Origin of the sequence: Duganella sp. LjRoot269, from assembly GCF_964254095.1 — a bacterium.
GTDB classification, from domain to species: domain Bacteria; phylum Pseudomonadota; class Gammaproteobacteria; order Burkholderiales; family Burkholderiaceae_D; genus Rugamonas; species Rugamonas hordei.
Genome location: NZ_CAXUSL020000001.1, coordinates 5,940,866 through 5,962,878, shown reverse-complemented (window position 1 = coordinate 5,962,878; position 22,013 = coordinate 5,940,866). Strand labels below are relative to the sequence as shown.

Genomic DNA, 22,013 nt, shown 5'->3' with positions numbered 1-22,013 from the left:
GGGGCCGATGGCGCGACTGACGAGACCGGAAAGGCATGGCGCGAGGCGCCTGGGCTGGCGCGCGGGCTGGTTGAGCCTGGTGTGCTGCGCGGCCGCCGCGGACGGCGGCGAGCAGCTGCCGCAACTGTCGCGCATGAGCATCGAGGAGCTGGCGGAGATTCCGATCACCTCGGTGTCCAAGCGGGCCGAGCCGCTGGGCGACGCCGCCGCCGCCGTCTACATCATCACCGCCGAGGACGTGCGGCGCTCCGGCGCCACCAGCGTGCCCGAGGCGCTGCGGCTGGCGCCCAACCTCGAGGTGGCGCGCACCAACGGCAACAACTATGTGGTCACCGCGCGCGGCGGCAGCACCGGCAACGGCAACAAGCTGCTGGTGCTGATCGACGGCCGGGTGGTCTACAACCCGCTGAACGCCGGCGTGTTCTGGGAAGTCCAGGACGTGATGATGGAGGACATCGAGCGCATCGAGGTGATCAGCGGCCCGGGCGGCACGCTGTGGGGCTCGAACGCGGTCAATGGCGTGATCAACATCCTGACCCGCTCCAGCGCCGACACCCAGGGCACGCTGCTGGCGCTGGGCGGCGGCAACCAGGAGCGCGACGTCGCGCTGCGCCAGGGCTGGCGCCTTGGCGGGGACGGCAGCATGCGGTTGTACGCCAAGGGTTTCCGCCGCGACGGCAACCGTACCACGGCCGGCGCCGACGCCAAGGACGGCTGGTCCGGGCGCCAGGCCGGCTTCCGCGCCGACTGGGGCGCGGCAGACGACGGCGTGACGCTGCAGGGCGACCTGTACGACCGGGAGCTGGACCAGATCGCCAGCGGCGAGCGCAGGCGCTCCGGCGGCAACCTGCTGGCGCGCTGGAGCCGCACGCTGGCCGACGGCGGCGCGCTGCAGGTGCAAGCCTATTACGATCACGTGTACAACCTGATGCCGGGCGCCGTGCTGTTCGGCGAGTCCAACAACACCTACGACATCGAGGCCCAGCACCGGCTGCCGGTGGCGGCGCGCCACGAGCTGGTGTGGGGCGCCGGCCTGCGGGTCTGGCGCAGCACGGCGACCAACGGCGCGATACTGGTGTTCCTGCCGGAAAAGGTCGAGACGCGCCTGTCCAATCTGTTCGTGCAGGACGCCATCACCCTCGACGAGGACTGGAAGCTGACCCTGGGCGCCAAGGTCGAGCACAACGCCTACACCGGCACCGAATACCAGCCCAACGTACGGCTGGCGTGGAAGCCGACGCCGCGCTCGCTGCTGTGGGCGGCGGTGTCGCGCGCGCTGCGCACGCCGTCGCGCGTGGACCGCGACTTTTATGTGTTCGGCATTCCCGGCGCAGCCTACCGCGGCGGCAGCGATTTCCGCTCCGAGCGGCTGACCGCGCTGGAGCTGGGCTACCGCGCCCAGCCGACCGCCAGCCTGTCGTATTCGGTCAACGCCTTCTACAACAAGTACGACGACCTGCGCAGCACCGAGAACGGCAAGGCGGCGGGCACCCTGACGATCGGCAACCAGGCCGAGGGCAACGTGGCCGGCGTGGAAATCTGGGGCAACTACCAGGTCAACCAGGGCTGGCGGCTGAGCGCCAGCCAGACCCTGCAGCGCGAGCGAATCAGCCTGCAGCCCGGCGCCACCCGGCCGGCGCCCACCGGCGGCGCGGGCACGCTGTTCGGCAACGATCCGCCGCACCGCTATGTGCTGCGCTCCAGTCTGGACCTGCCGCGGCAGCTGGAGCTGGACCTGTCGCTGACGCGGGTCGCCTCGTTGCCGTTCCCGTACGTGCCGGCCTATACCTCGCTGGACGGGCGCCTGGGCTGGCGCCCCAGCCCGCGGCTGGAGCTGGCGCTGAACGCGCGCAACCTGCTCGACCGCGGCCATGCCGAGTTCGGCAACGTCACCGGCGGCACGCCGCGCGCCGTGTTCGACCGCGCACTCATGCTGCAGCTGATATGGAAATTCTGACCCGCCCCCTGCGCGCGCTGGCGCGCCCTGTGCTGCTTCTGTTGCTGGCGCTGGCCTGGCGGCCGCTGGCCATCGCGGCCGACGCCGACACGCTGGAATTCGCGGTCAAGGGCGCCTACCTGACCAAGTTCGGCCTGTACGTCGAATGGCCGCCGGGCGTGTTCGCGGCGCCGGCCAGCCCGCTGGTGCTGTGCGTGGTGGGCGACGACCCGTTCGGCGCCGCGCTCGACAGCGCGGTCGGCCGCGAACAGGTGGACGGCCATCCGCTGCAGCTGCGGCGCCTGAAGAGCCTGACGCGCGAGGCCGGCTGCCACGTGGCGTATGTCGGCGCGGCCGAGGCGCCGCGCGGCGCCGAGGCGCTGCGCGGCGTGCTGACGGTGGGCGAGGCGCGCAGCGGCGGCGTGATCAGCTTTGTCATCAAGGATAACCGGGTGCGCTTCACCGTCGACGACGAGGCGGCCGCGCGCAACGGCCTGCAGATCAGCTCCAAGCTGCTCAACATGGCGCTCAGCGTCAAACCCCGTCCGGGCAAGGAGGGTCACTAGATGCACTGGTTTACCGATACGCCGATCCGGCGCAAGCTGATGCTGATCACCGTGCTGGCCAGCGCCATCGCGCTGCTGATGGCGGGGGTGGTGATCGTCAGCTACGACATCCTGACCTACCGCGCGCAAAAACTGCAGGAGAGCGCGGTGCAGGCCGAGATCCTGGCCTCCAGCGTGGCGCCGTCGCTGGTGTTCAGCGACCCCAAGTCGGCGCAGGAATACCTCAACGCGCTGCGGGCCAATCCTGAGATCAGCGCCGCCGCGCTGTACACCGCCGACGGCGCGCCGTTCGCCAGCTACGCGCGCACGGACCGGCCGGCGCAGCCGCTGCCGGCGCGCGCCGAGGCGCTGGGCCAGCACTTCGTCGGCGACGACCTGGTGGCGTCGTGGCCCATCCAGGAAAAGAAACGCCAGCTCGGCAGCGTCTACCTGCGCATGGGCACCGAATCGATGGCGTCGCGGCTGACCCGCTACGGCGGCATCATCCTGCTGGTGATGATAGGCTCGCTGCTGATTTCGCTGCCGCTGGCGATGCGGCTGCACGCGGTGATCGTCACGCCGATCCGCGACCTGGCCGAGGCGGCGCGGCTGGTGGCGGCCGGCGAGATCGTGGTGCGGCCGGCCGCGCGGGCGCGCGCCGACGAGATCGGCCAGCTGCAGGACAAGTTCCGCGAGATGGCGCTGTCGCTGCAGGACAAGGTGGCGATCGCGCGGCGCATCGCCGCCGGCGACCTGCATCAGCAGGTGTTGCCGCAGTCCGAGCGCGACGCGCTGGGCCAGGCTTTCGCGGCGATGGTCGACAACCTGCGCGAGAAGGCCGCCGTGGCCGAACGCATCGCCACCGGCGACCTGACCGGCGAGGTGGCGGCGCCGTCCGAGCGCGACGTGCTGGGCAATGCCTTCGCGGCGATGGTGTTCAACCTGCGCGAGATGAACCGCCAGATCGGCGAGGGCGTCGACGTGCTGGCGGCGTCGTCGAGCGCGATCCTGGCCGGCACCACCCAGGTGGCGACCGGCGCCAGCGAGGCGGCCGCCGTGATGAGCGAGACCGCCACCACGCTCGACGAGGTCAAGCAGACCGCGCTGATGGCCAGCCAGAAGGCCAAGAACGTGGCCGAGGCGGCGCAGAAGGCGGCCCAGGTGTCGCAGACCGGCAAGCGCTCGGTGGAGGAATCGATCGACGGCATGCAGCAGATCCGCGCGCAGATGGAGCTGATCGCCGAGAGCATCATGCGGCTGTCCGAGCAGAGCCAGGCGATCGGCGAATTGATCGCCAGCGTCAATGACCTGTCCGAGCAATCGAACCTGCTGGCCGTGAACGCCTCGATCGAAGCGGCCAAGGCGGGCGAGCACGGCAAGGGCTTCGCGGTGGTGGCGCAGGAGGTCAAGAGCCTGGCCGCGCAGTCGAAGCAGGCCACGGCCCAGGTGCGCACCATCCTCGGCGACATCCAGAAGGCCACCGGCAGCGCGGTGCTGGCCACCGAGCAGGGCGCGCGGGCGGTCGAGCTGGGCGTGCGCCAGTCGCGCGACGCCGGCGAGGCGATCCGCCAGCTGACCGAGAGCATCGGCGACAGCGCGGTGGCGGCCAGCCAGATCGCCGTCTCGGCGCACCAGCAGCTGGCCGGCATGGACCAACTGGCGCTGGCGATGGAGAACATCCGGGTGTCGACCACGCAGAACATGGCCAGCACCCGCCAGGCCGAGTCGGCCGCGCACGACCTGCACGCGCTGGGGCAGAAGCTGCAGGCCATGGTCGGGCGCTACCGGGTCTAGGAGCGGGGACGGCACATGGCGACCGACGACGAACAGTTCCTGCTGCGGCTGATGGCGACCTTCCGCCTCGAGGCGGACGAGCATCTGGGCGCCATGTCGACGCTGCTGCTGGAACTGGAAAAGCCGCAGGCCGGCGCGCCCGTGGCCGGCCTGCTGGAGACGCTGTTCCGCGAAGCGCACAGCCTGAAGGGGGCGGCGCGCGCGGTCAACCTGGTTGACGTCGAGTCCGTGTGCCAGGCGCTGGAAAGCGTGCTGGCCGCGCTCAAGCGCGGCGAGATCGCGCTGTCGCCGCCGCTGTTCGACCTGCTGTACCGCACCGTCGACGCGGTGCGCGCGCTGCTGAACGGCGAAGGCCAGGCCGGCGGCGAGGATCCGGCCGACCTGCTGCATGCCCTGGACCAGGCGCAGCGGGGACTCTACGCGGCCGGTTTGGCGGCCGATTCCGCGGCCGATTCCGCGCCCGCCGCGCCATCCGCCGCGCCCGTCGGCGCCGCGCTTGCCGCGCCGTCCGCTGCCGCGCCGCCCGCCGCGCCCGCCGAGCCGGCCGAACAGACCGTGCGCATATCCACCGCCAAGCTCACCGCGCTGCTGCTGCAGGCGGAAGAGCTGCTGGCCTTCAAGCACAGCGCCGAACACCAGGCCGACGACCTGCACGGGCTGCACACCGAACTGGGCGCCTGGCGCAAGAGCTGGGAACGCACGGTCGCCGGCGCGCGCGCCGCCGTGCGCGCCGGCGAACGCCGCCAGGGATCCGGCGGCCTGCAGGCGCCGGCCATCGAGCGCCTGCTGGAATCGGTCGAACGCGACGCGCTGCTGGCCAAGACGCTCAGCGACCGCTGCGCGCAGATCGAGCGCAACGCGTGGCAGGAGCGGCGCGCGCTGGCCGGCATGGTCGACAACCTGCTGGCCGACATGAAGCAGACGCTGATGCTGCCGTTTTCCACGCTGCTGGAAATGACGCCGCGCCTGGTGCGCGACCTGGCCCACGACAGCGGCAAGCAGGTCGGGCTGAGCATGGACGGCGGCGCCGTCGAGATCGACCGCCGCATCCTCGAGCAGATGCGCGATCCGCTGCTGCACCTGATCCGCAACGCCATCGACCACGGCATCGAGCCGCCGGCCGAGCGGCTGCGCCGCAACAAACCGGAACGCGCGCGGCTGGTGATCGCCGTGGTGCCGCGCGACGGCGACAAGGTCGAGCTGCTGGTCAGCGACGACGGCCGCGGCATCGACGCCCATCAGGTGCGCGAGCGCGCCGTCCGCGAAGGCGTGCTGACGGCCGAAGCCGGCGCGGCGCTGAGCGAGGCGCAGATGCTGGCGCTGGTGTTCGAGTCCGGCGTGTCCACCAGCGCCATGCTGACCGACCTGTCGGGGCGCGGCCTGGGCCTGGCGATCGTGCGCGAGAAGGCGGAAAAACTGGGCGGCAGCGTGACGGCCGAACATGCGCCCGGCGGCGGCGCGCGCTTCCGCATCGTGCTGCCGGCCACGCTGGCGACCTTCCGCGGCCTGCTGGTGGCGGCGGCCGGGCGCCAGTTCGTGCTGCCTTCGCGTAACGTCGAGCGGGTCTTCCGCGTGCTGCCCGAGTCGGTGCGCAGCGCCGCCGGCCAGGCCACCATCGTGCTGGAGAACGAGGTGCTGGCGCTGGCGCCGCTGGCGCGCGCGCTGGGCCTGGCGTCGCCGTCGGCGCCGGCGATGCCGCCCTCCGGCTATCTGACGGTGGCGCTGCTGGCCAGCGGCAGCCGCCGCATCGCGCTGGCGGTGGACGCCGTGCTGGGCGAGCAGGAAGTGCTGGTCAAGGGACTGGGGCCGCAGTTGCGGCGGGTGGTCAACATCGCCGGCGCCACGGTGCTCGGGGCAGGCCAGCTGGTGCCCATCCTGCACGTGGCCGACCTGATGAAGTCGGCGCTGGCGGCGGGCGCCGCGCCGATGCCGGAGGCGCCGGCGACGGCGCCGCGCCGTTCGCTGCTGGTGGTCGAGGATTCGATCACCTCGCGCGCGCTGCTCAAGAACATGCTGGAGGTGGGCGGCTACCAGGTGGCGGTGGCGGTCGACGGCGTCGATGCCCTGGGCGCGCTGCGTCGCGGCGCCTTCGACCTGGTGGTGTCGGACGTCGAGATGCCGCGCATGGACGGCTTCGACCTGACCGCCAAGATACGCGCCGACCGCCAGCTGGCCGCGCTGCCGGTGGTGCTGGTGACGACCTTGGAATCGCGCGAGCACCGCGAGCGCGGCATGGAAGCCGGCGCCAGCGCCTACATCGCCAAGCAAAGCCTGGAGCAGAGCACCCTGCTCGACACCGTGCGCAGGTTGCTGCGATGAGCGCCGCCGCCATGATACGGGTGCTGGTGGTCGACGATTCGCCGGTGGCGCGCGAGCTGCTGGTGTATCTGCTCAACTCCGATCCGCAGCTGCAGGTAATCGGCGTGGTGGCCGACGGCGAGCAGGCGATCGAGGCGGCGCAGCGGCTGCGGCCCGACGTCATCACGATGGATATCCACCTGCCGAGAATGGACGGCTACGCGGCCACCCGGGCCATCATGGAGAGCGTGCCGACCCGCATCGTCATGGTCAGCGCCAGCCCGGCCACGCAGGCGGTGGCGGCCAGCTTCCACGCGCTGGAGGCCGGCGCGCTGGCGGTGCTGGCCAAGCCGCCCGGCCCCGGCCATCCGGAGCACGCGGCCTGCACCGACGAACTGCTGCGCACCATCAAGGTGATGGCCGAGGTGGGCGTGGTCAAACGCTGGAAAAAGACCGGGGCCGCCGCTTCGGCCTACCCGCTGCATCCGCCGCCTGTGCCGCAGCCGCCGCGGCGCGACCTGCGGCTGCTGGCGATCGGCGCGTCGACCGGCGGCCCGCTGGTGCTGCAAACCATCCTGGCGCGGCTGCAGCAGCCGTTCGGCGCGCCGGTGCTGATCGTCCAGCATATTTCGGCCGGTTTCGTGGCCGGGCTGGTCGAGTGGCTGGGCCGCAGCTGCGACTTCGACGTGCGCATCGCCGTCCACGGCGAGCTGGCGCAGGCCGGGCGGGTCTACCTGGCGCCGGACGGCGCCCACATGACGGCGCAGGCCGACGGCCGCATCGCGCTGACCGGCGTGCCGCCCGAGCATGGCGTGCGGCCGGCCGTGTCCTGCCTGTTCCGCTCGGTGGCGGCGCAGTACGGATCGCACGCGGCCGGCGTGCTGCTGACCGGCATGGGACGCGACGGCGCCCAGGAACTCAAGGACATGCGCGACGCCGGCGCGCTGACCATCGCCCAGGACCGGGACAGCTCCATCGTCTACGGCATGCCGGGCGAGGCCGTCAAGCTGGGGGCGGCCCAGCACGTGCTGGCGCCGGAAGCCATCGCCACCTTATTGAACATGTTGAAAGCGGGAGCGCCATCATCGCCATGACCACCATGCCAGCGCCATCGGACGCCGAGATCCTGATCGTCGAAGACAGCCGAACCCAGGCCGAACACCTGCGCCATCTGCTCGAGCAGCACGGCTACCGCGTGCGCCTGGCCGGCAACGGCCGACGGGCGCTGGAGGCGATCGGCGACAGCCAGCCGGCGCTGGTGCTGTCGGACATCGTGATGCCGGAAATGGACGGCTACCAGCTGTGCCGCGAGGTCAAGGCGCGGCCGGAATGGCGCGCGATCCCGGTGGTGCTGATCACTTCGCTGTTCGATCCGGAGGACATCGTGCGCGGCCTGGAGTGCGGCGCCGACAACTTCATCCGCAAGCCGTATGCGACGGCCTACCTGATGAGCCGCATCGAGCAGGTGCTGGCCAACCGGCGCCTGCGCCAGCAGGCCGACGCCAGCGACGCCGGCAAGGGTATCGTGCTGTACCTGAACGGGCGCGAGCACCTGATCAATTCGGAGCGCCAGCAAATCCTCGACCTGCTGGTGGCGACCTACGAGCAGGCGGTGCTGGTCAACAGCGAGCTGCAGGCGCGCGAGCAGCAGGTCAGCGACTTGAACAAGCAGCTGCGCCGCCATGCCGCCGACCTGGAAAACTCCAACCGCGAGATCGCCCGCCAGAACGCCAAGCTGGAGGCGTCGAACCGCGAGATCGCCCGCCAGAACGACGAGCTGGGCGAGGCCAACCGCATGAAGTCGGCCTTCCTGGCCAATATGTCGCACGAGCTGCGCACGCCGCTGAACGCGATCAACGGTTTTTCCGAGGTGCTGCGCAGCGGCATGGCGGGCAAGCTGACGCCGCAGCAGGAAGAGTTCGCCGGCAACATCCTGGCCAGCGGCAAGCATTTGCTGGCGGTGATCAACGACGTGCTCGACCTGTCGAAGATCGAGGCCGGCATGATGACACTGAACCTGGAGCCGGTCGGCGTGGCCACGCTGCTGGGCGACAGCCTGATGGTGGTGCGCGAACGCGCGCAGCAGCACGGCATCGCGCTGGTGCTCGAGGCCAGCGACGATACGCCGCTGCCGGCCGACCGCCGCAAGCTGACCCAGGTGATCTTCAACCTGCTGTCGAACGCCGTCAAGTTCACGCCCGACGGCGGCCGCGTGACGCTGAGCGCGACGCGGGTGGGGCCGGAGCGGCCGGCCGCCATGGCGCTGGTCGACGGCGGCGCCGCGCTGCGGCCCGACGCCGTCTACATGGAGATCGTCGTCGGCGACAGCGGCATCGGCATCGCGGCCGACGATCTGCCGCGGCTGTTCCGCCAGTTCGTCCAGCTCGACAGCCGGCTGTCGCGCAAGTACGAGGGTACGGGGCTGGGGCTGGTGCTGGTGCGGCAGCTCGTCGAGCTGCACGGCGGCGCGCTGGCGGTGCGCAGCACGCCGGGAGCGGGTTCGGAATTCATGTTCTGGCTGCCGTGCGGAACGGCTGGGTGAACGAGATGGCCAAAATCCTCATCGTCGAAGACAACCCGTCCAATATGCTGCTGGCGGCCTTCCTGCTGGAGCGCGAGGGCCACGAGGTGCTGCAGGCCACGGACGCCGACGGCGCGCTCAGCCTGGCGCGCAGCGAGCTGCCGGCGCTGATCCTGATGGACGTGCAACTGCCCGGCATGGACGGGCTGGAGGCGACCGCCGTGCTGAAGGCGGACAGCCGGACCAGCGCGATCAAGGTGCTGGCCTTCACCAGCTTCGCCATGGCCGGCGACGCGGAACGCATCCGCGCGGCCGGCTGCGACGGCTATATCAGCAAGCCGATCGGCGTCGAGCAGTTCGCCGCCGAGGTCGCGCGCGCGCTGGCCTGAGGCGGCCGGATCAGATCGCCCAGCCCCCGGCGTAGAACAAGGCCAGCGCGGCGGCGATCGATACCGTGCCGACGTTGAGCTTGCGCCATTCGCCGGCCACCAGGCGGCCGACCACCAAGGTGCAGAAGCCGAGCATGATGCCGGTGACGATATTGCAGGTGAGCAGGATGAACACGGCGCAGACCAGGCCGGACAGGGCATCGATCTTGTCGTCCATCTTCATGTGGGCGACGCTGCCCAGCATCAGCAGGCCGACATACATCAGCGCCGGCGCGGTCGCGTACGACGGCACCAGGCCGGCCAGCGGCGAGAAGAAGATCAGGCCGAGGAACAGCACGCCGACCACCACCGCGGTCAGGCCGGTGCGGGCGCCGGCGGCGGTGCCGACGGTCGATTCGATGTAGGCGGCGGCGGGCGCGCCGCCCACCAGCGCGGAGAAGATGGAGCTGAGCGAGTCGGCCGTCAGCGCCTTGCCGCCGTTGTGGATATAACCCCTGGCGTCGACCTGGCCGGCCTGGCCGGCGACCGCGCGGATGGTGCCGGTGGCGTCGAACACGGCGGTCATCACCAAGGCCAGCACGCTCGGCAGCACGGTCATGCTCAGCGCGCCGCGGATGTCCATCGCGCCGATCAGCGAGGCGTGGCCGGGGGCGCTCAGCTTGGGCATGGCGAAGAAGCCGGTGAAGTGCACGGCCGGGTCGAAGGCCAGGCCGAGGGCGGAGATGGCGATGACCACCAGCAGGATGCCGCCGGGCACCTTGCGCTGCTCGAGGCCGAAGATGGCGGCCAGGCCCAGCATGCTCATGACGACCGGGAAGGCGGTCACATGGCCCAGCGCCACCGGCAGGCCGGCGCCGGCGTTCTTGACCACCAGGCCGACGTCGCTGGAGGCGATCATCAGCAGGAACAGGCCGATGCCCACGCCGGTGCCATGCGCCACGCCCGACGGCAGGTTCTGCAGGATCCACGAGCGCACGCCGGTGACCGAGATCGCCGTGAACACCAGGCCCATCAGGAACACCGCGCCCAGCGCGATGGCCGGCGACAGGCCCTTGCCCAGCACCAGGCCGAAGGCGGTGAAGGCGGTCAGCGAGATGGCGCAGCCGACCGCGATCGGCAGCCGGGCCCACAGGCCCATCAGCAGCGAGCCGACGGCGGCGGTCAGGCAGACGGCGACGAACACGGCGCTGACGTCGAAGCCGGCCTGGCCCAGCATGCCGGGCACGACGAACACGGAATACACCATGGCGAGGAAGGTGGTGATGCCGGCCACGATCTCGCGCCGCTGCGTGCTGCCGCGTTCGGAGATCTGGAAATACTGGTCGATTTTGCCCGGAGGGACGACGGTGACTGGCTCCGCCGGTACGGGGCGGAGTTGTGGCTGGGGCTGGGACATGATGGTGCTGCTCCTGTTGTTGTCCGCCTGGCCGGCCGTGGCGGCCGTGCCGGGCAGTGTCTCGTTATGGGTATTGCCAGGAGAGCTTAGGGTAAAGCTTGTCTGCGATGCACGGGAGTTAATCGATACCTACCATAACTGAAAACGTATTGCGTTTATCCAGGGCGGGGAATCCCCTATGAGGCGGGCGGCAAAGCGGAGGGCCGCCACATCGCGCGGCGTGGCGCGCTGTGGCGGCATACGGACAGGTTTATTCCAGGTTCTGCACCTGCTCGCGCATCTGCTCGATCAGCAGCTTCAGCTCCATCGAGGCGTCGGCCAGTTCCTTGACCGAGGCCTTGGCGCCCAGCGTGTTGGCTTCGCGGTTGAGTTCCTGCATCATGAAGTCCAGCCGTTTGCCGACCTGGCCGCCTTTTTTCAGGATGTGGCGGGTCTCGGTCAGGTGCGCCGACAGCCGGCCCAGTTCCTCGGCCACGTCGATGCGGATGCCGTACAGGATCACTTCCTGGCGGATGCGCTCGAGCGCGTCCTGGCGCGACAGCGCCGAATTGGAGCCCTGGCAGGCCAGGCCCAGCGCGTCCTGCATGCGTTCGACGGCTTTCTGCTGGAACGCCGCCACCACCTGCGGGATCAGCGGCGTGATGCGCTTGACGATCACTTCCATCGCCTCGATGCGCGAGGTCAGCATCGCTTCCAGCGCCGCGCCTTCGCGCTGGCGGCTGAGGACGAAGGCCTCGACCGTCCTGGCGGTCAGCGCGGCCACGTCGGCCTGCAGCGATTCCTGGCCGATCTGGGCTTCCTCGATGACGCCCGGCCAGCGCAGCAGCTCGGCCACCGACATCGTCTGCACGCCGGGGAAGTGGGTGCCGACTTCGGCTTGCAATCGTTGTAATTCCGTCAACAACGGCAGGTTCAGCGCCTGGGTGCCGGCGGTGGCCGCCTTGCGGCCAAAGCTGAGGCGCAGCTCGACCTTGCCGCGGGTGATCGCCGCCATGACCGCGGAGCGCAAATCGGGTTCAAGCGCTCGCAAATCGTCGTTTATTCGAAACTGAAGGTCTAAAAACCGAGAGTTAACGCTCTTGATTTCGATAGTCAGTGTTCCCGCCGCACTTTCACTGGTGGCGACCGCGTAGCCCGTCATACTGGAAATGCTCAATGGATATCCCCGATTTAATCTTTACAAAACAGTGATTTATCCACACAATCCGGTTGTTGAGGCGAGGAATCTATGGCTGCACAAAACAACGCCCCGTTACCAGATGGTCTGGAAATTGCTGGATATCGCATTGTAAAGAAAATTGCGTCCGGTGGGTTCAGTATTGTTTACCTGGCGTATGACGCCGACGGGGTGGCGGTGGCGATCAAGGAGTATTTACCCAGTTCTTTGGCCCTGCGCCAGGAGGGGGAACTGGTGCCGACCGTGTCCAAGGCCAACCTGCCCGTGTTCCGCATCGGCCTCAAGTGCTTTTTCGAGGAGGGCCGGGCGCTGGCCCGCATCGCCCACCCGAACGTGGTCAGCGTGCTCAACTTCTTCCGCGCCCACGAGACGGTGTACATGGTGATGGCCTACGAGTCGGGCCATTCGCTGCAGGAGCACATCCAGCGCCAGCGCGCCAAGGGCAGCAAGGTGGGCGAGGCCTTCATCCGCACCATCTTCCTGCAGGCGATCAAGGGCTTGCGCGAGGTGCACGCCAACAAGCTGCTGCACCTGGACCTGAAGCCGGCCAACATCTACCTGCGCACCGACGGCACGCCGATGCTGCTGGACTTCGGCGCGGCGCGCCAGACCGTCAACAACGACATGCCCACGCTGACGCCGATGTACACTCCCGGCTTCGCGCCGCCCGAGCTGTACGCCAAGACCGGCGGCCTGGGGCCGTGGTCGGACGTGTACAGCCTCGGCGCCTCGATGTTCGCCTGCATGGTCGGCTCGCCGCCGCAGCCGGCCGACCAGCGCAAGACCGAGGACAAGATGGCTGGCCATTTCCAGAAGCTGGAGGGGCAATACACGCCGGAACTGGTCAAGCTGGTACGCTGGTGCCTGGAAATCGACCCGCTGGAACGCCCGCAAAGCCTGTTCGCGCTGCAGAAGGTGCTGCAGGCGCCGGTGGCCGTGGCGGCCGCGCCGGCGCCTGTGGCGCCGCAGGGCATGATGGACAAGCTGGGGGAGGGCCTGCGCGGCCTGGTCGGCCGCCTGGGCGGCGCCGCCAAACCGAAGTCCAAGGCCAAGGCCGGCCCGGACACGCTGCTTTAACGCGGTTTAAAAAACAAGAAGGTTGAACCATGCAATTCTCCGTGTATCAGGAAAGCCACATCGGCGGCCGCAAGGTCAACCAGGACCGCATGGGCTACAGCTTTACCCGCGACGCGCTGCTGCTGGTGCTGGCCGACGGCATGGGCGGCCACCTGCGCGGCGAAATCGCCGCCACCGTCGCGCTGCAGACCATCTCGTCGCTGTTCCAGCAGCAGGCCACGCCGTACGTGAAGAAGCCGCAGCGCTTCCTCGAGGAAGCCTTCCTGGCGGCGCATCAGGAGATCCACCAGTACCGCATCCTGCACAACCTGCCGGAGACGCCGCGCACCACCATCGTCGCCTGCCTGATCCAGCACAACACGGCGACCTGGGCGCACTGCGGCGACTCGCGGCTGTACTGGATGCGCAACGGCGAGATCCTGGCGCGCACGCGCGACCACTCGCACATCGAAAGCCTGATCGCCAAGGGGCTGGCGCTGCCGTCCGAGCGGGCCACCCATCCGGACCGCAATAAACTCTACAACTGCCTGGGCGCCGACAGCCTGCCCAAGGTGGAAACGGCCAGCGCCGGCGGCATGCTGCCGGGCGACCTGATGCTGTTGTGCTCCGACGGCTTGTGGTCTATGCTGCCGGACGACGACATGGTGCGCCGCATGCAGACGCAAACCGTGGTGCGCGCCGTGCCGGACCTGCTGCAGGCGGCGCTGTCCGCGGCCGGCAGCGGCAGCGACAACGTCACCGCGCTGGCGATCATGTGGCAGGGCAGCTCCATCATCGACGGCATGGGCGCCAGCACGATGGCGGCGGCCGAGCTGTCGACCGTGATCTCGACCGAGGCGTTGCCGCAGGACCTGCACAGCACCACCATCCACAGCGCGCCGGTGCCCGGGCAGGCCGGTGCGGAACCGGAAGTCGACGCCTTCGATGAAGATGAAATCGAGAAGGCCATCGCGGAGATCCGCGGTGCGATCGAAAAATCCTCCCAAATACTTAAATAAGGAATACAGCATGAGTTTTGAATCACGTCCCAGCGGCCGCGCCGTCGATGCGCTGCGCACCCTGCGTCTGACCCGCGACTACACCAAGCACGCCGAAGGCTCGGTGCTGATCGAGTGCGGCGACACCAAGGTGATCTGCACCGCCAGCATCGAAGAAAAAGTGCCCGGCTTCCTGAAGGGCAAAGGCCAGGGCTGGATGACGGCCGAATACGGCATGCTGCCGCGCTCGACCCACACCCGCATGGACCGCGAGGCGGCGCGTGGCAAGCAGTCCGGCCGCACCCAGGAGATCCAGCGCCTGATCGGCCGCTCGCTGCGCGCGGCGTTCGACCTGGAGGCGTTCGGCGAGCGCACCCTGCACCTCGACTGCGACGTGATCCAGGCCGATGGCGGCACCCGCACCGCGTCGATCACCGGCGCCATGGTGGCGGCCTACGACGCGTTCTCCAAGCTGGTGGCGCGTGGCGCGGTGCCGGCGATTCCGCTCAAGCATTTCGTCGCGGCGATTTCGGTCGGCGTGTACCAGGGCATGCCGGTGCTGGACCTGGACTATGTCGAGGATTCCGGCTGCGACACCGACATGAACGTGGTGATGAACGACGCCGGCCACTTCATCGAAGTGCAGGGCACGGCAGAAGGCGCCGCCTTCGACCGCGCCGGCATGAACCGCCTGCTCGACCTGGCGCAGGGCGGCATCGCCGACCTGATCAAGCTGCAGAAGCAGGCGCTGGGCCTGGCCGCCTGAGCGGGCAGACCGCAGAAATTCCATCCGATACCGTCACGGTTGTACAATGGCCGGATGAAAAAATGGATGTCGCTCCTGCTGGTGCTCATCGCGTTTTCGATGTGGCCGGCATACGCCAAAGACCTGAACGTCGTCTTCATTCCGAAGGCGCGCGACCAGGACTTCTGGACCTTCATGCGGCAGGGCGTGGACCGGGCGGTGCAGGAAGACGGGCACGTCAACCTGACCTGGCGCGGCCCGGCCCACAACGACGACATCGATTCGCAGATCCAGATCCTGCGCATCTATTCCAAGCCGGAGGTTGACGCCATCATCATCGCCTCGACCGACCGCGCGCGCCTGGTCGAACCGGTCAAACAGGCGGCGGCCCAGGGGATCAAGATCGTGGTGGTGGACTCCGCGCTGGATGGCAACGCCCACGTCAACTTCGTCACCACCGACAATTACGCAGCCGGCGCGCTGGCGGCGGAACGCATATCCAACTTGTTGGGCCGGCAGGGCACGGTGGCGCTCTTGCGCACCATCGCCGGCAGCGGCTCGACCGACGACCGCGCCAATGGCTTCATCGACTATCTGAAAAAGAACGCGCCGCACCTGGCCGTCGTCGCCGACGTGTATGGCGGTGGCACGCGCGGCAAGGCCGCCCGCAGCGCGGCCACGCTGCTGGAGATGTATCCCGAGGTCGACGGCATCTTCGCCGTCAACGAATCCGCCAGCGACGGCATGCTGCGCGCGCTGCGGCAAGCCGGCCTCGCCGGTAAAAAGAAATTTATCGGTTTCGACACCACCGAGTTCCTGCTGGACGGCTTGAAGCGGCAGGAAATCCACGGCCTGGTGGTGCAGGATCCGCGCCAGATGGGCTATCAGGCGATGAGGGCCGCGGTGGCCGCCGCGAAGGGCGCGGCCATCAAGCCAGCGCTGATCCTGACGGACGCGGTCATGGTCACACAGGAGAACTACCAGAAACCCGAGATCCGATCGCTGCTGACTCCGTAGGGGGCGCGCCAAAGGGTTTACAATGTCGGCTTCATTGCCTTACTTGCCCTCTCCAGCCGACACCATGACCCAACGCCTGATCCTCGCCTCGAACAACGCCGGCAAACTCAAAGAGTTCAACGAACTGCTGTCCACCGTGGGCTTTTCCGTCCACGCGCAGGGCGAGTACGACGTGCCGGAAGCGGACGAGCCGTTCCATACTTTTGTCGAAAATGCACTGCAAAAAGCCCGTCACGCCTCGCGCCTGACCGGGCTGCCGGCGCTGGCGGACGATTCCGGCGTGTGCGTCAACGCCCTGGGCGGCGCCCCCGGCGTGTATTCGGCGCGCTTTGCCGGCGAACCGAAATCGGATGCCCGCAACAACGAGAAGATGATCGCCGACCTGGCCGCCCACGCCGACAAATCGGCGTACTACTACTGCGTGCTGGTGTTCGTGCGCCACGCCGACGACCCGCAGCCGGTGATCGCCGACGGCCGCTGGAACGGCGAAATGGTCGCCACCCCGCGTGGCAACGGCGGTTTCGGCTACGATCCGCACTTCTACATCCCGGCGCTGGGCAAATGCGCCGCCGAGCTGACGGCCGATGAAAAGAACGCGCTGTCGCATCGCGGCCAGGCCCTGCGCGCACTGGTAGAGAAGCTGAAATGATACCGATCAAAATTGCCGGCGCCGCCAGCAAGGCCGCCGCTCCCGCCAGGGACATCAGCGAGGCGGCCGGCGTGGCCGCCAAGTACCTGCAGGCCGGCGCGCTGAACCTGCAGGCGCTGCCGCCGCTGTCGCTGTACATCCACTTCCCGTGGTGCGTGAAGAAGTGCCCCTACTGCGACTTCAATTCGCACGAGGCGAAGGAAGGCGGGGCCTTCCCCGAACAGGAATACCTGGACGCGCTGCGCACCGACCTGGAGATGGCGCTGCCGCTGATCTGGGGCCGCAAGATCTACACCATCTTCATCGGCGGCGGCACGCCCAGCCTGATGTCGGCGGCGGGGCTGGACCGTTTGCTGTCCGACGTGCGCACCCTGCTGCCGCTCGACAGCGACTGCGAGATCACGATGGAGGCCAATCCCGGCACCTTCGAGGCGGAGAAGTTCAAGTCCTACCGCGCCAGCGGCATCAACCGCCTGTCGATCGGCATCCAGAGCTTCAACGGGCGCCACCTGAAGGCGCTGGGCCGCATCCACGACGACAACGAAGCCAAACGCGCGGTGGACATCGCGCTGGCCAACTTCGACAACTTCAACCTCGACCTGATGTACGCGCTGCCGTCGCAAACGCTGGACGAGGCGCGCCACGACGTCGAGACGGCGATGGCGTTCAATCCGCCGCACCTGTCGCTGTACCATCTGACGATGGAGCCGAACACGCTGTTCGCCAAGTACCCGCCGGCGCTGCCGGACGACGACGCCAGCGCCGACATGCAGGACCTGATCGCCGAGCTGACCGCCGCCCACGGCTACCAGCAGTACGAAGTGTCGGCCTATGCCAAGGAAGGCCACCGCGCGCGCCACAACCTGAACTACTGGGAATTCGGCGACTATCTCGGCATCGGCGCCGGCGCCCATTCCAAGCTGTCGTTCCCGCACCGCATCCTGCGCCAGGCGCGCTACAAGCAGCCCAAGGCCTATATGGAGCAGGTGCGGCTGGGCGCGCCGGTGCAGGAGGAATACGAGATCAAGCGCGAGGACATGGGCTTCGAGTTCATGCTCAACACGCTGCGCCTGCACGGCGGCTTCGATCCCAACCTGTTCAGCGAGCGCACCGGCATGAGCCTGAACGCGATCGAGAAAACCCTCAACGAGGCCGAGGCCAAGGGCCTGCTCTACCGCGACTACAAGCTGATCAAGCCGACGGTGCTGGGTCAGCGCTTCCTCAACGATTTGCAGCAGATGTTCCTAGGCTGAGGCCACTATGCCCTTATTCGGTTTGATTTCGTCCTGTTTCGAGCCGCAAAACGGCATGACCTCGGCCGACATGGTCGCCAGCCAGCAGGTGGCCAACGAGCTGGACGAGGTGATCATCTTCCGCTCGACGGGACCGTGGTCGCGGCGCTGGCTGGAGCAGGGATATCCCAGCAAGAATTTCCACGTCAAGGGCAAGAGTTCGGACTGGGGGCCGCAGGCCGGCTTCGTGCCGTACGACGGCACCTACAGCAAGGTCGGCCACGACCAGGCCAAGGCGCAGAAGGGCACGCGCGCCAACCAGAAGGGCATCAACGACGGCTTCACCACGGCCAGGGTGCTGGAGCTGACCTTCGATCAACTGACCCGGCAGCTGCTGAGCCCCGAGGAAATGCCGCCGCGCACGGCTTTGCAGTTCATGGAAGCCATTCCCGGCACCAGGGACTATTCCCTGCTGGCGACGCGTCCGGGCGACGGCCACCTGTTCGAGTTCCGCGCCTGCTGGCGCCGCGCCGGCCCGACCGCTGGCATGGCCGTTTATGCGATCCATGTGTACACCATCGCCACCGACTTCAGCCCGCGCGGCATGGCGTCGCGCCTGCTGCTGCCGCTGGAGGTGATGTGTTCGTCCGAGGCGGGCGCCAACAACATGCCGATGACCGGCGACTACGACCTGATGGCGGTGTGCCCGCGCTGGAGCGACTACGGCGGCCGCAGCACGGCGCAGATTGAAAAACCGGGCCTGGTCATGAACGGCATGGCGCAGCCGCGCGCCGGCCAGATCTTCCGCGCCGGCGTCAACCTGGACCAGGTGCGGGACATGGAGAGCAACACCGGCCGCGTCCGTCCCACCGGATGGCAGCCGCCGCCGCGCTTCGGCCAGGGCGAGCATTCGGACATGGGCAACGTCACGCCCCGCATCACGCGCTGCATCAACCTGCTGAACTCGCGCATGCTGAACGGGAACGGCGCCTTCCGCCGGGTGCACCACAACGCCGAATCGCACCGCCATGTGGCCTTCGGCGCGCTGACCATGGCGGACATGGAAAACGGCAGCGACGGTTTTCCCTTGACGGTATTCCAGCCCGACGCCGCCGGCGCGCGCCATCCGGCGATCGCCCGCTACGGGCCGATCTCGACCTTGCTCGACATGCGCGAGTTCCGGGTTTACGCGGGCCTGCTGCAGGACGCCGGCTACTTCCTGCCCCGCAACGCGGCCTGGGGCATGTCGATTCGCGACGCGATGCGGCCGGTTTAGAATTCTTCCCAGTCCTTGTCGCCGCCAACGGTGGCGGGCTTGCTGGCGGCCAGCCGCTGCGGAGCGGGCGCGCGCGCGGCCACGGCGGGCCGCACCGCAGCCGCCGGGCGTGGCGGCGCCAGCGCAGCCTTGGCGCGCGCGGCCGGCGCGGCCAGCGTCGGCTGGCGGCCCTCGTTGCCCAGCTTGAACGACGACGCCACTTCGGCCAGCCGCGCCGCCTGGTCCTGCATGCTGGCGGCCGCCGCCGCCGCTTCCTCGACCAGCGCCGCGTTCTGCTGCGTCACCTGGTCCATCTGCGTGATGGCGGTGTTGACCTGGTCGATGCCGATGCTTTGTTCGCTGCTGGCCGAGGTGATCTCGCCCATGATGTCGGTGACGCGGCGCACGCTGGCCACCACGTCGTCCATGGTGGCGCCGGCCTGCTGCACCAGCTTGGCGCCGACGTCGATCTGGCCGACCGAGTTGCCGATCAATTCCTTGATTTCCTTGGCCGCGCCGGCCGAGCGCTGCGCCAGGTTGCGCACCTCGGAGGCCACCACGGCGAAGCCGCGTCCCTGTTCGCCGGCCCGTGCCGCTTCAACGGCGGCGTTGAGCGCGAGGATGTTGGTCTGGAACGCGATGCCGTCGATGACGCCGATGATGTCGACGATCTTGCGCGACGAATCGTTGATCGAGCCCATGGTCTCGACCACCTGGCCGACGATGGCACCGCCTTTTTCCGCCACGTCGGACGCCGCCTGCGCCAGCTGGTTGGCCTGTCTGGCGTTTTCCGCGTTCTGGCGCACGGTCGAGGTCAGCTGCTCCATCGACGAGGCGGTTTCCTCCAGCGAGCTGGCCTGCTCCTCGGTGCGTTGCGACAGGTCCATATTGCCGGCGGCGATTTCGTTGGAGGCGGTGGCGATGGTGTTGGTGCCGACCTGCACCTGGCTGACCACATGGTGCAGCGAATCGTTCATGCCCTTGAGCGCGGTCATCAGGTCGCCGATCTCGCAGTGGCTTTTCTCGTCGCTGAAATGGGTGGTCAGGTCGCCGGCGGCCACGGTCGAGGCGATGTCGATGGCCGAATGCAGCGGCACGGTGATCGAGCGCGAGATGATCCACGCGGCCAGCGTACCGAAGGCCAGCATCAGCACCGTCAGCACCAGCTGCAGCATGTTGCTGCGGTCATTGGCGGCGTCGATCGCGTGAGCGGTGTCGTCGATGGCCTTGCGCTGGTAGGTCAGCAGTTCCTTGACCTTGTTCTGGTAGGCGTCGGCGGCCGGCGTGAAAGCTTCTTTGAACAGTTTTTCCGCCTCGGCCGCGTTGCCCGCCTTCTTGGCGTTCATGATGTCGGTCTTGGCTTTCTGGTAAGTGTTGCGGAAGGCGACCGAGGCCTCGAAGACGGCCTTCTCCTCGTCGGTGCTCAGCAGTTCCTTGATCTGGCCCAGCACCTCGCCGCCGCGCTTGCTGCTGGCGGCGATGACGTCGGCAAAGGTGGTCGACAGCGTGTCGTCGGTGCTGCGGGCGATCAGCGCGGTGCGGGCGACGGCCGAATAGATCAGCACATACCAGTCCGACACCAGGCGCTCCTTGGCCAGCGGTTTTTCCATCATGTGCCGGGTGGCGGCGGCGTTGGCGCGGGCGTTGACCAGCGCCACCGAGGTGGCGAAGACGGCGAGCAGCAGGACGATGGCGAAACCCACGGCGAGGCGGGTGCCGATGCGCATATGCGACAGAAAGTTCATGATGTTTACTCCGGGAACGGGCACCGGGCGGCGCCGCTGGCTGGGCTTTAGTATGCGCCCATCCGGCCGGAGTGTTTATGCACTAGCTTATGTTAGCGCATGTTCGTTGCTTTTTCGAAACAGTCAAAAACTGCGCGTTTGCGCCAGGTCGGGCCGCTCGCACCAGCGGGCGAAGGCTTCGGCCAGGCGTTCGCTTTCGGCGATGGCGCGGGTCCAGTCGCGGTTGCGGCCGGCGTGGTCCTGGCCGTAGGCCTTGAAGTCCCTGCGGTCGGGCAGTTTGCCGTTGGCCAGGCGGGCGACGAAGTCGGGCGACGGCGACACCAGGATCATGTTGTCGAGCGCGGGATTGCCGGCGCCGGCCCTGGCGCGGCGCCATGGCATGGACTTGTCCAGCCAGCCGGGCACGATGTAGTCGTTGAAGTGCGGGTACAGCACCAGGCCGGGATCGCGCTGGTAGGGCAGGTGCAGGTGGTAGTCGATCAGGCCGCCGTCCCAGTAGGCGCCGTCCGGTGCACCTGCTATGCCCGACACCGCCTCCAGCACCAGCGGGATCGAGCCCGAGGCCAGCAGCGCGTCGCGCAGGTTGGCCTCGGACAGGCCGACGAAGTGGGCGGTGAAGGCGTCGAATTCGTTGCGCAGCCAGTTTGCGTCGTCGCCAGCGTGGTGGAAGATCACGCGCTGCATGGACGTGGCGAGGCGCCGGCGCGACACGGCGTTGCCGGCGGCAGCGCGCAGGAAGCCGGCCATCTCGCGCCAGCGCGCGCCGTTGGTGCTGCCCAGCGGGCCGATGCCGCGCATGGTCAGCACCGAGACGTGGTGGTGCGGATGATTGAGCGGTTCGGCGGCGCGGCCGTCGAGCAGTTCGTCGAGCAGCGCGCGGCAGGTCTGGCTGACGTAGGCCGGCGTGACCTTGGCCGGATAGCGCTGGCCAGCGTACAGGCGCGCCAGCCGCTGGTGGGCGGCGACCGGATCGTCGAACGCCGAGGCGGCCATGCGCCAGGCGCCGATCGACGCGCCGACCAGCTTGCGGGGGCGCGGCGCGGCCTTGAGCCAGTGGCCGAACATCCAGCAATCGAGGCCATGCAGGATCAGGCCCTTGGGACCGCCGGCGGCGGCCGGCACGATGGCGATATCGGACGCCCGCACACCCTCGGCGGCGATACGCTGGCGGGCGCGGGCACCCAGACGAATGGTGATCGGATTAGTCATAGTCAAATCCGGGGTCAGATCCGACATTTGGACACGAGCCCTGCCGTAGCG

At 68.5% G+C, this 22,013-nt stretch carries 18 protein-coding genes; 14 read left to right on the top strand and 4 right to left on the bottom strand.

Annotated elements, in window-relative coordinates:
• The first annotated feature begins 7 nt into the window (after positions 1 to 7).
• The 7 genes from ACSQ3S_RS26695 to ACSQ3S_RS26665 are packed head-to-tail and all read left to right on the top strand — an operon-like array spanning position 8 to position 9,483.
• Positions 8 to 1,957, top strand: coding sequence for a TonB-dependent receptor plug domain-containing protein (locus tag ACSQ3S_RS26695; protein ID WP_436144287.1), 1,950 nt, complete (start codon positions 8 to 10; stop codon positions 1,955 to 1,957).
• Entirely contained in the window at positions 1,945 to 2,502 is a 558-nt protein-coding gene (locus ACSQ3S_RS26690) for a YfiR family protein (RefSeq protein WP_436144286.1), read from the top strand. The genes ACSQ3S_RS26695 and ACSQ3S_RS26690 overlap by 13 nt, the downstream gene beginning before the upstream one ends.
• Positions 2,503 to 4,275: a methyl-accepting chemotaxis protein gene (locus tag ACSQ3S_RS26685; protein ID WP_176654223.1), complete on the top strand. Its 1,773-nt coding sequence runs from the start codon at positions 2,503 to 2,505 to the stop codon at positions 4,273 to 4,275. It begins immediately after the preceding gene.
• Between the two features lie 15 nt (positions 4,276 to 4,290).
• Positions 4,291 to 6,594, top strand: coding sequence for a hybrid sensor histidine kinase/response regulator (locus tag ACSQ3S_RS26680; RefSeq protein ID WP_436144285.1), 2,304 nt, complete (start codon positions 4,291 to 4,293; stop codon positions 6,592 to 6,594).
• Positions 6,591 to 7,667, top strand: coding sequence for a chemotaxis-specific protein-glutamate methyltransferase CheB (cheB, locus tag ACSQ3S_RS26675; protein ID WP_436144284.1), 1,077 nt, complete (start codon positions 6,591 to 6,593; stop codon positions 7,665 to 7,667). The genes ACSQ3S_RS26680 and cheB overlap by 4 nt, the downstream gene beginning before the upstream one ends.
• Complete coding sequence (locus tag ACSQ3S_RS26670) at positions 7,664 to 9,115, top strand: ATP-binding response regulator (protein WP_436144283.1); 1,452 nt, start codon at positions 7,664 to 7,666, stop codon at positions 9,113 to 9,115. Before cheB ends, ACSQ3S_RS26670 begins: the two co-directional genes overlap by 4 nt.
• Positions 9,116 to 9,120: 5 nt before the next feature.
• On the top strand, positions 9,121 to 9,483 hold the full coding sequence (locus ACSQ3S_RS26665; protein WP_413449341.1) for a response regulator: 363 nt from the start codon (positions 9,121 to 9,123) through the stop codon (positions 9,481 to 9,483).
• Positions 9,484 to 9,493: 10 nt separating this feature from the next.
• Here ACSQ3S_RS26665 and ACSQ3S_RS26660 read toward each other — a convergent pair whose 3' ends face one another.
• Together ACSQ3S_RS26660 and ACSQ3S_RS26655 are read right to left on the bottom strand one after the other, a co-directional pair.
• Entirely contained in the window at positions 9,494 to 10,882 is a 1,389-nt protein-coding gene (locus ACSQ3S_RS26660; RefSeq protein ID WP_436145081.1) for an NCS2 family permease, read from the bottom strand.
• 247 nt (positions 10,883 to 11,129) lie between these two features.
• A complete protein-coding gene (locus tag ACSQ3S_RS26655) occupies positions 11,130 to 12,020 on the bottom strand; it encodes a YicC/YloC family endoribonuclease (protein WP_176654487.1) in 891 nt (296 codons plus the stop codon).
• Positions 12,021 to 12,107: 87 nt separating this feature from the next.
• On the opposite strand from ACSQ3S_RS26655, the gene ACSQ3S_RS26650 reads away from it, so the two are divergent.
• The 7 genes from ACSQ3S_RS26650 to ACSQ3S_RS26620 all read left to right on the top strand — a co-directional run bounded on the left by ACSQ3S_RS26650 (position 12,108) and on the right by ACSQ3S_RS26620 (position 19,029).
• Positions 12,108 to 13,133 (top strand): serine/threonine protein kinase, encoded by a 1,026-nt coding sequence (locus ACSQ3S_RS26650; protein WP_436144282.1) that lies wholly within the window; start codon positions 12,108 to 12,110, stop codon positions 13,131 to 13,133.
• Between the two features lie 29 nt (positions 13,134 to 13,162).
• A complete protein-coding gene (locus ACSQ3S_RS26645; protein ID WP_176654230.1) occupies positions 13,163 to 14,131 on the top strand; it encodes a PP2C family protein-serine/threonine phosphatase in 969 nt (322 codons plus the stop codon).
• A gap of 10 nt (positions 14,132 to 14,141) precedes the next feature.
• Positions 14,142 to 14,876 carry a ribonuclease PH gene (gene rph / locus ACSQ3S_RS26640; RefSeq protein ID WP_176654231.1) on the top strand — a complete coding sequence of 245 codons (735 nt, stop codon included), beginning with the start codon at positions 14,142 to 14,144 and terminating at the stop codon, positions 14,874 to 14,876.
• A gap of 66 nt (positions 14,877 to 14,942) precedes the next feature.
• Entirely contained in the window at positions 14,943 to 15,872 is a 930-nt protein-coding gene (locus tag ACSQ3S_RS26635; RefSeq protein ID WP_436144281.1) for an ABC transporter substrate-binding protein, read from the top strand.
• 64 nt (positions 15,873 to 15,936) lie between these two features.
• Positions 15,937 to 16,521: an RdgB/HAM1 family non-canonical purine NTP pyrophosphatase gene (gene rdgB, locus ACSQ3S_RS26630; protein WP_176654233.1), complete on the top strand. Its 585-nt coding sequence runs from the start codon at positions 15,937 to 15,939 to the stop codon at positions 16,519 to 16,521.
• Positions 16,518 to 17,774: a radical SAM family heme chaperone HemW gene (gene hemW / locus ACSQ3S_RS26625; RefSeq protein ID WP_353403962.1), complete on the top strand. Its 1,257-nt coding sequence runs from the start codon at positions 16,518 to 16,520 to the stop codon at positions 17,772 to 17,774. The genes rdgB and hemW overlap by 4 nt, the downstream gene beginning before the upstream one ends.
• Positions 17,775 to 17,781: 7 nt before the next feature.
• On the top strand, positions 17,782 to 19,029 hold the full coding sequence (locus ACSQ3S_RS26620; RefSeq protein WP_176654235.1) for an anthrax toxin-like adenylyl cyclase domain-containing protein: 1,248 nt from the start codon (positions 17,782 to 17,784) through the stop codon (positions 19,027 to 19,029).
• Here ACSQ3S_RS26620 and ACSQ3S_RS26615 read toward each other — a convergent pair.
• Together ACSQ3S_RS26615 and ACSQ3S_RS26610 are read right to left on the bottom strand one after the other, a co-directional pair.
• Positions 19,026 to 20,753 carry a methyl-accepting chemotaxis protein gene (locus ACSQ3S_RS26615; protein ID WP_436144280.1) on the bottom strand — a complete coding sequence of 576 codons (1,728 nt, stop codon included), beginning with the start codon at positions 20,751 to 20,753 and terminating at the stop codon, positions 19,026 to 19,028. The two genes, ACSQ3S_RS26620 and ACSQ3S_RS26615, sit on opposite strands and share 4 nt — an antisense overlap.
• A gap of 123 nt (positions 20,754 to 20,876) precedes the next feature.
• Positions 20,877 to 21,962, bottom strand: a complete 1,086-nt coding sequence (locus ACSQ3S_RS26610) for a patatin-like phospholipase family protein (protein WP_436144279.1) — start codon at positions 21,960 to 21,962, stop codon at positions 20,877 to 20,879.
• Positions 21,963 to 22,013 lie beyond the last annotated feature (51 nt).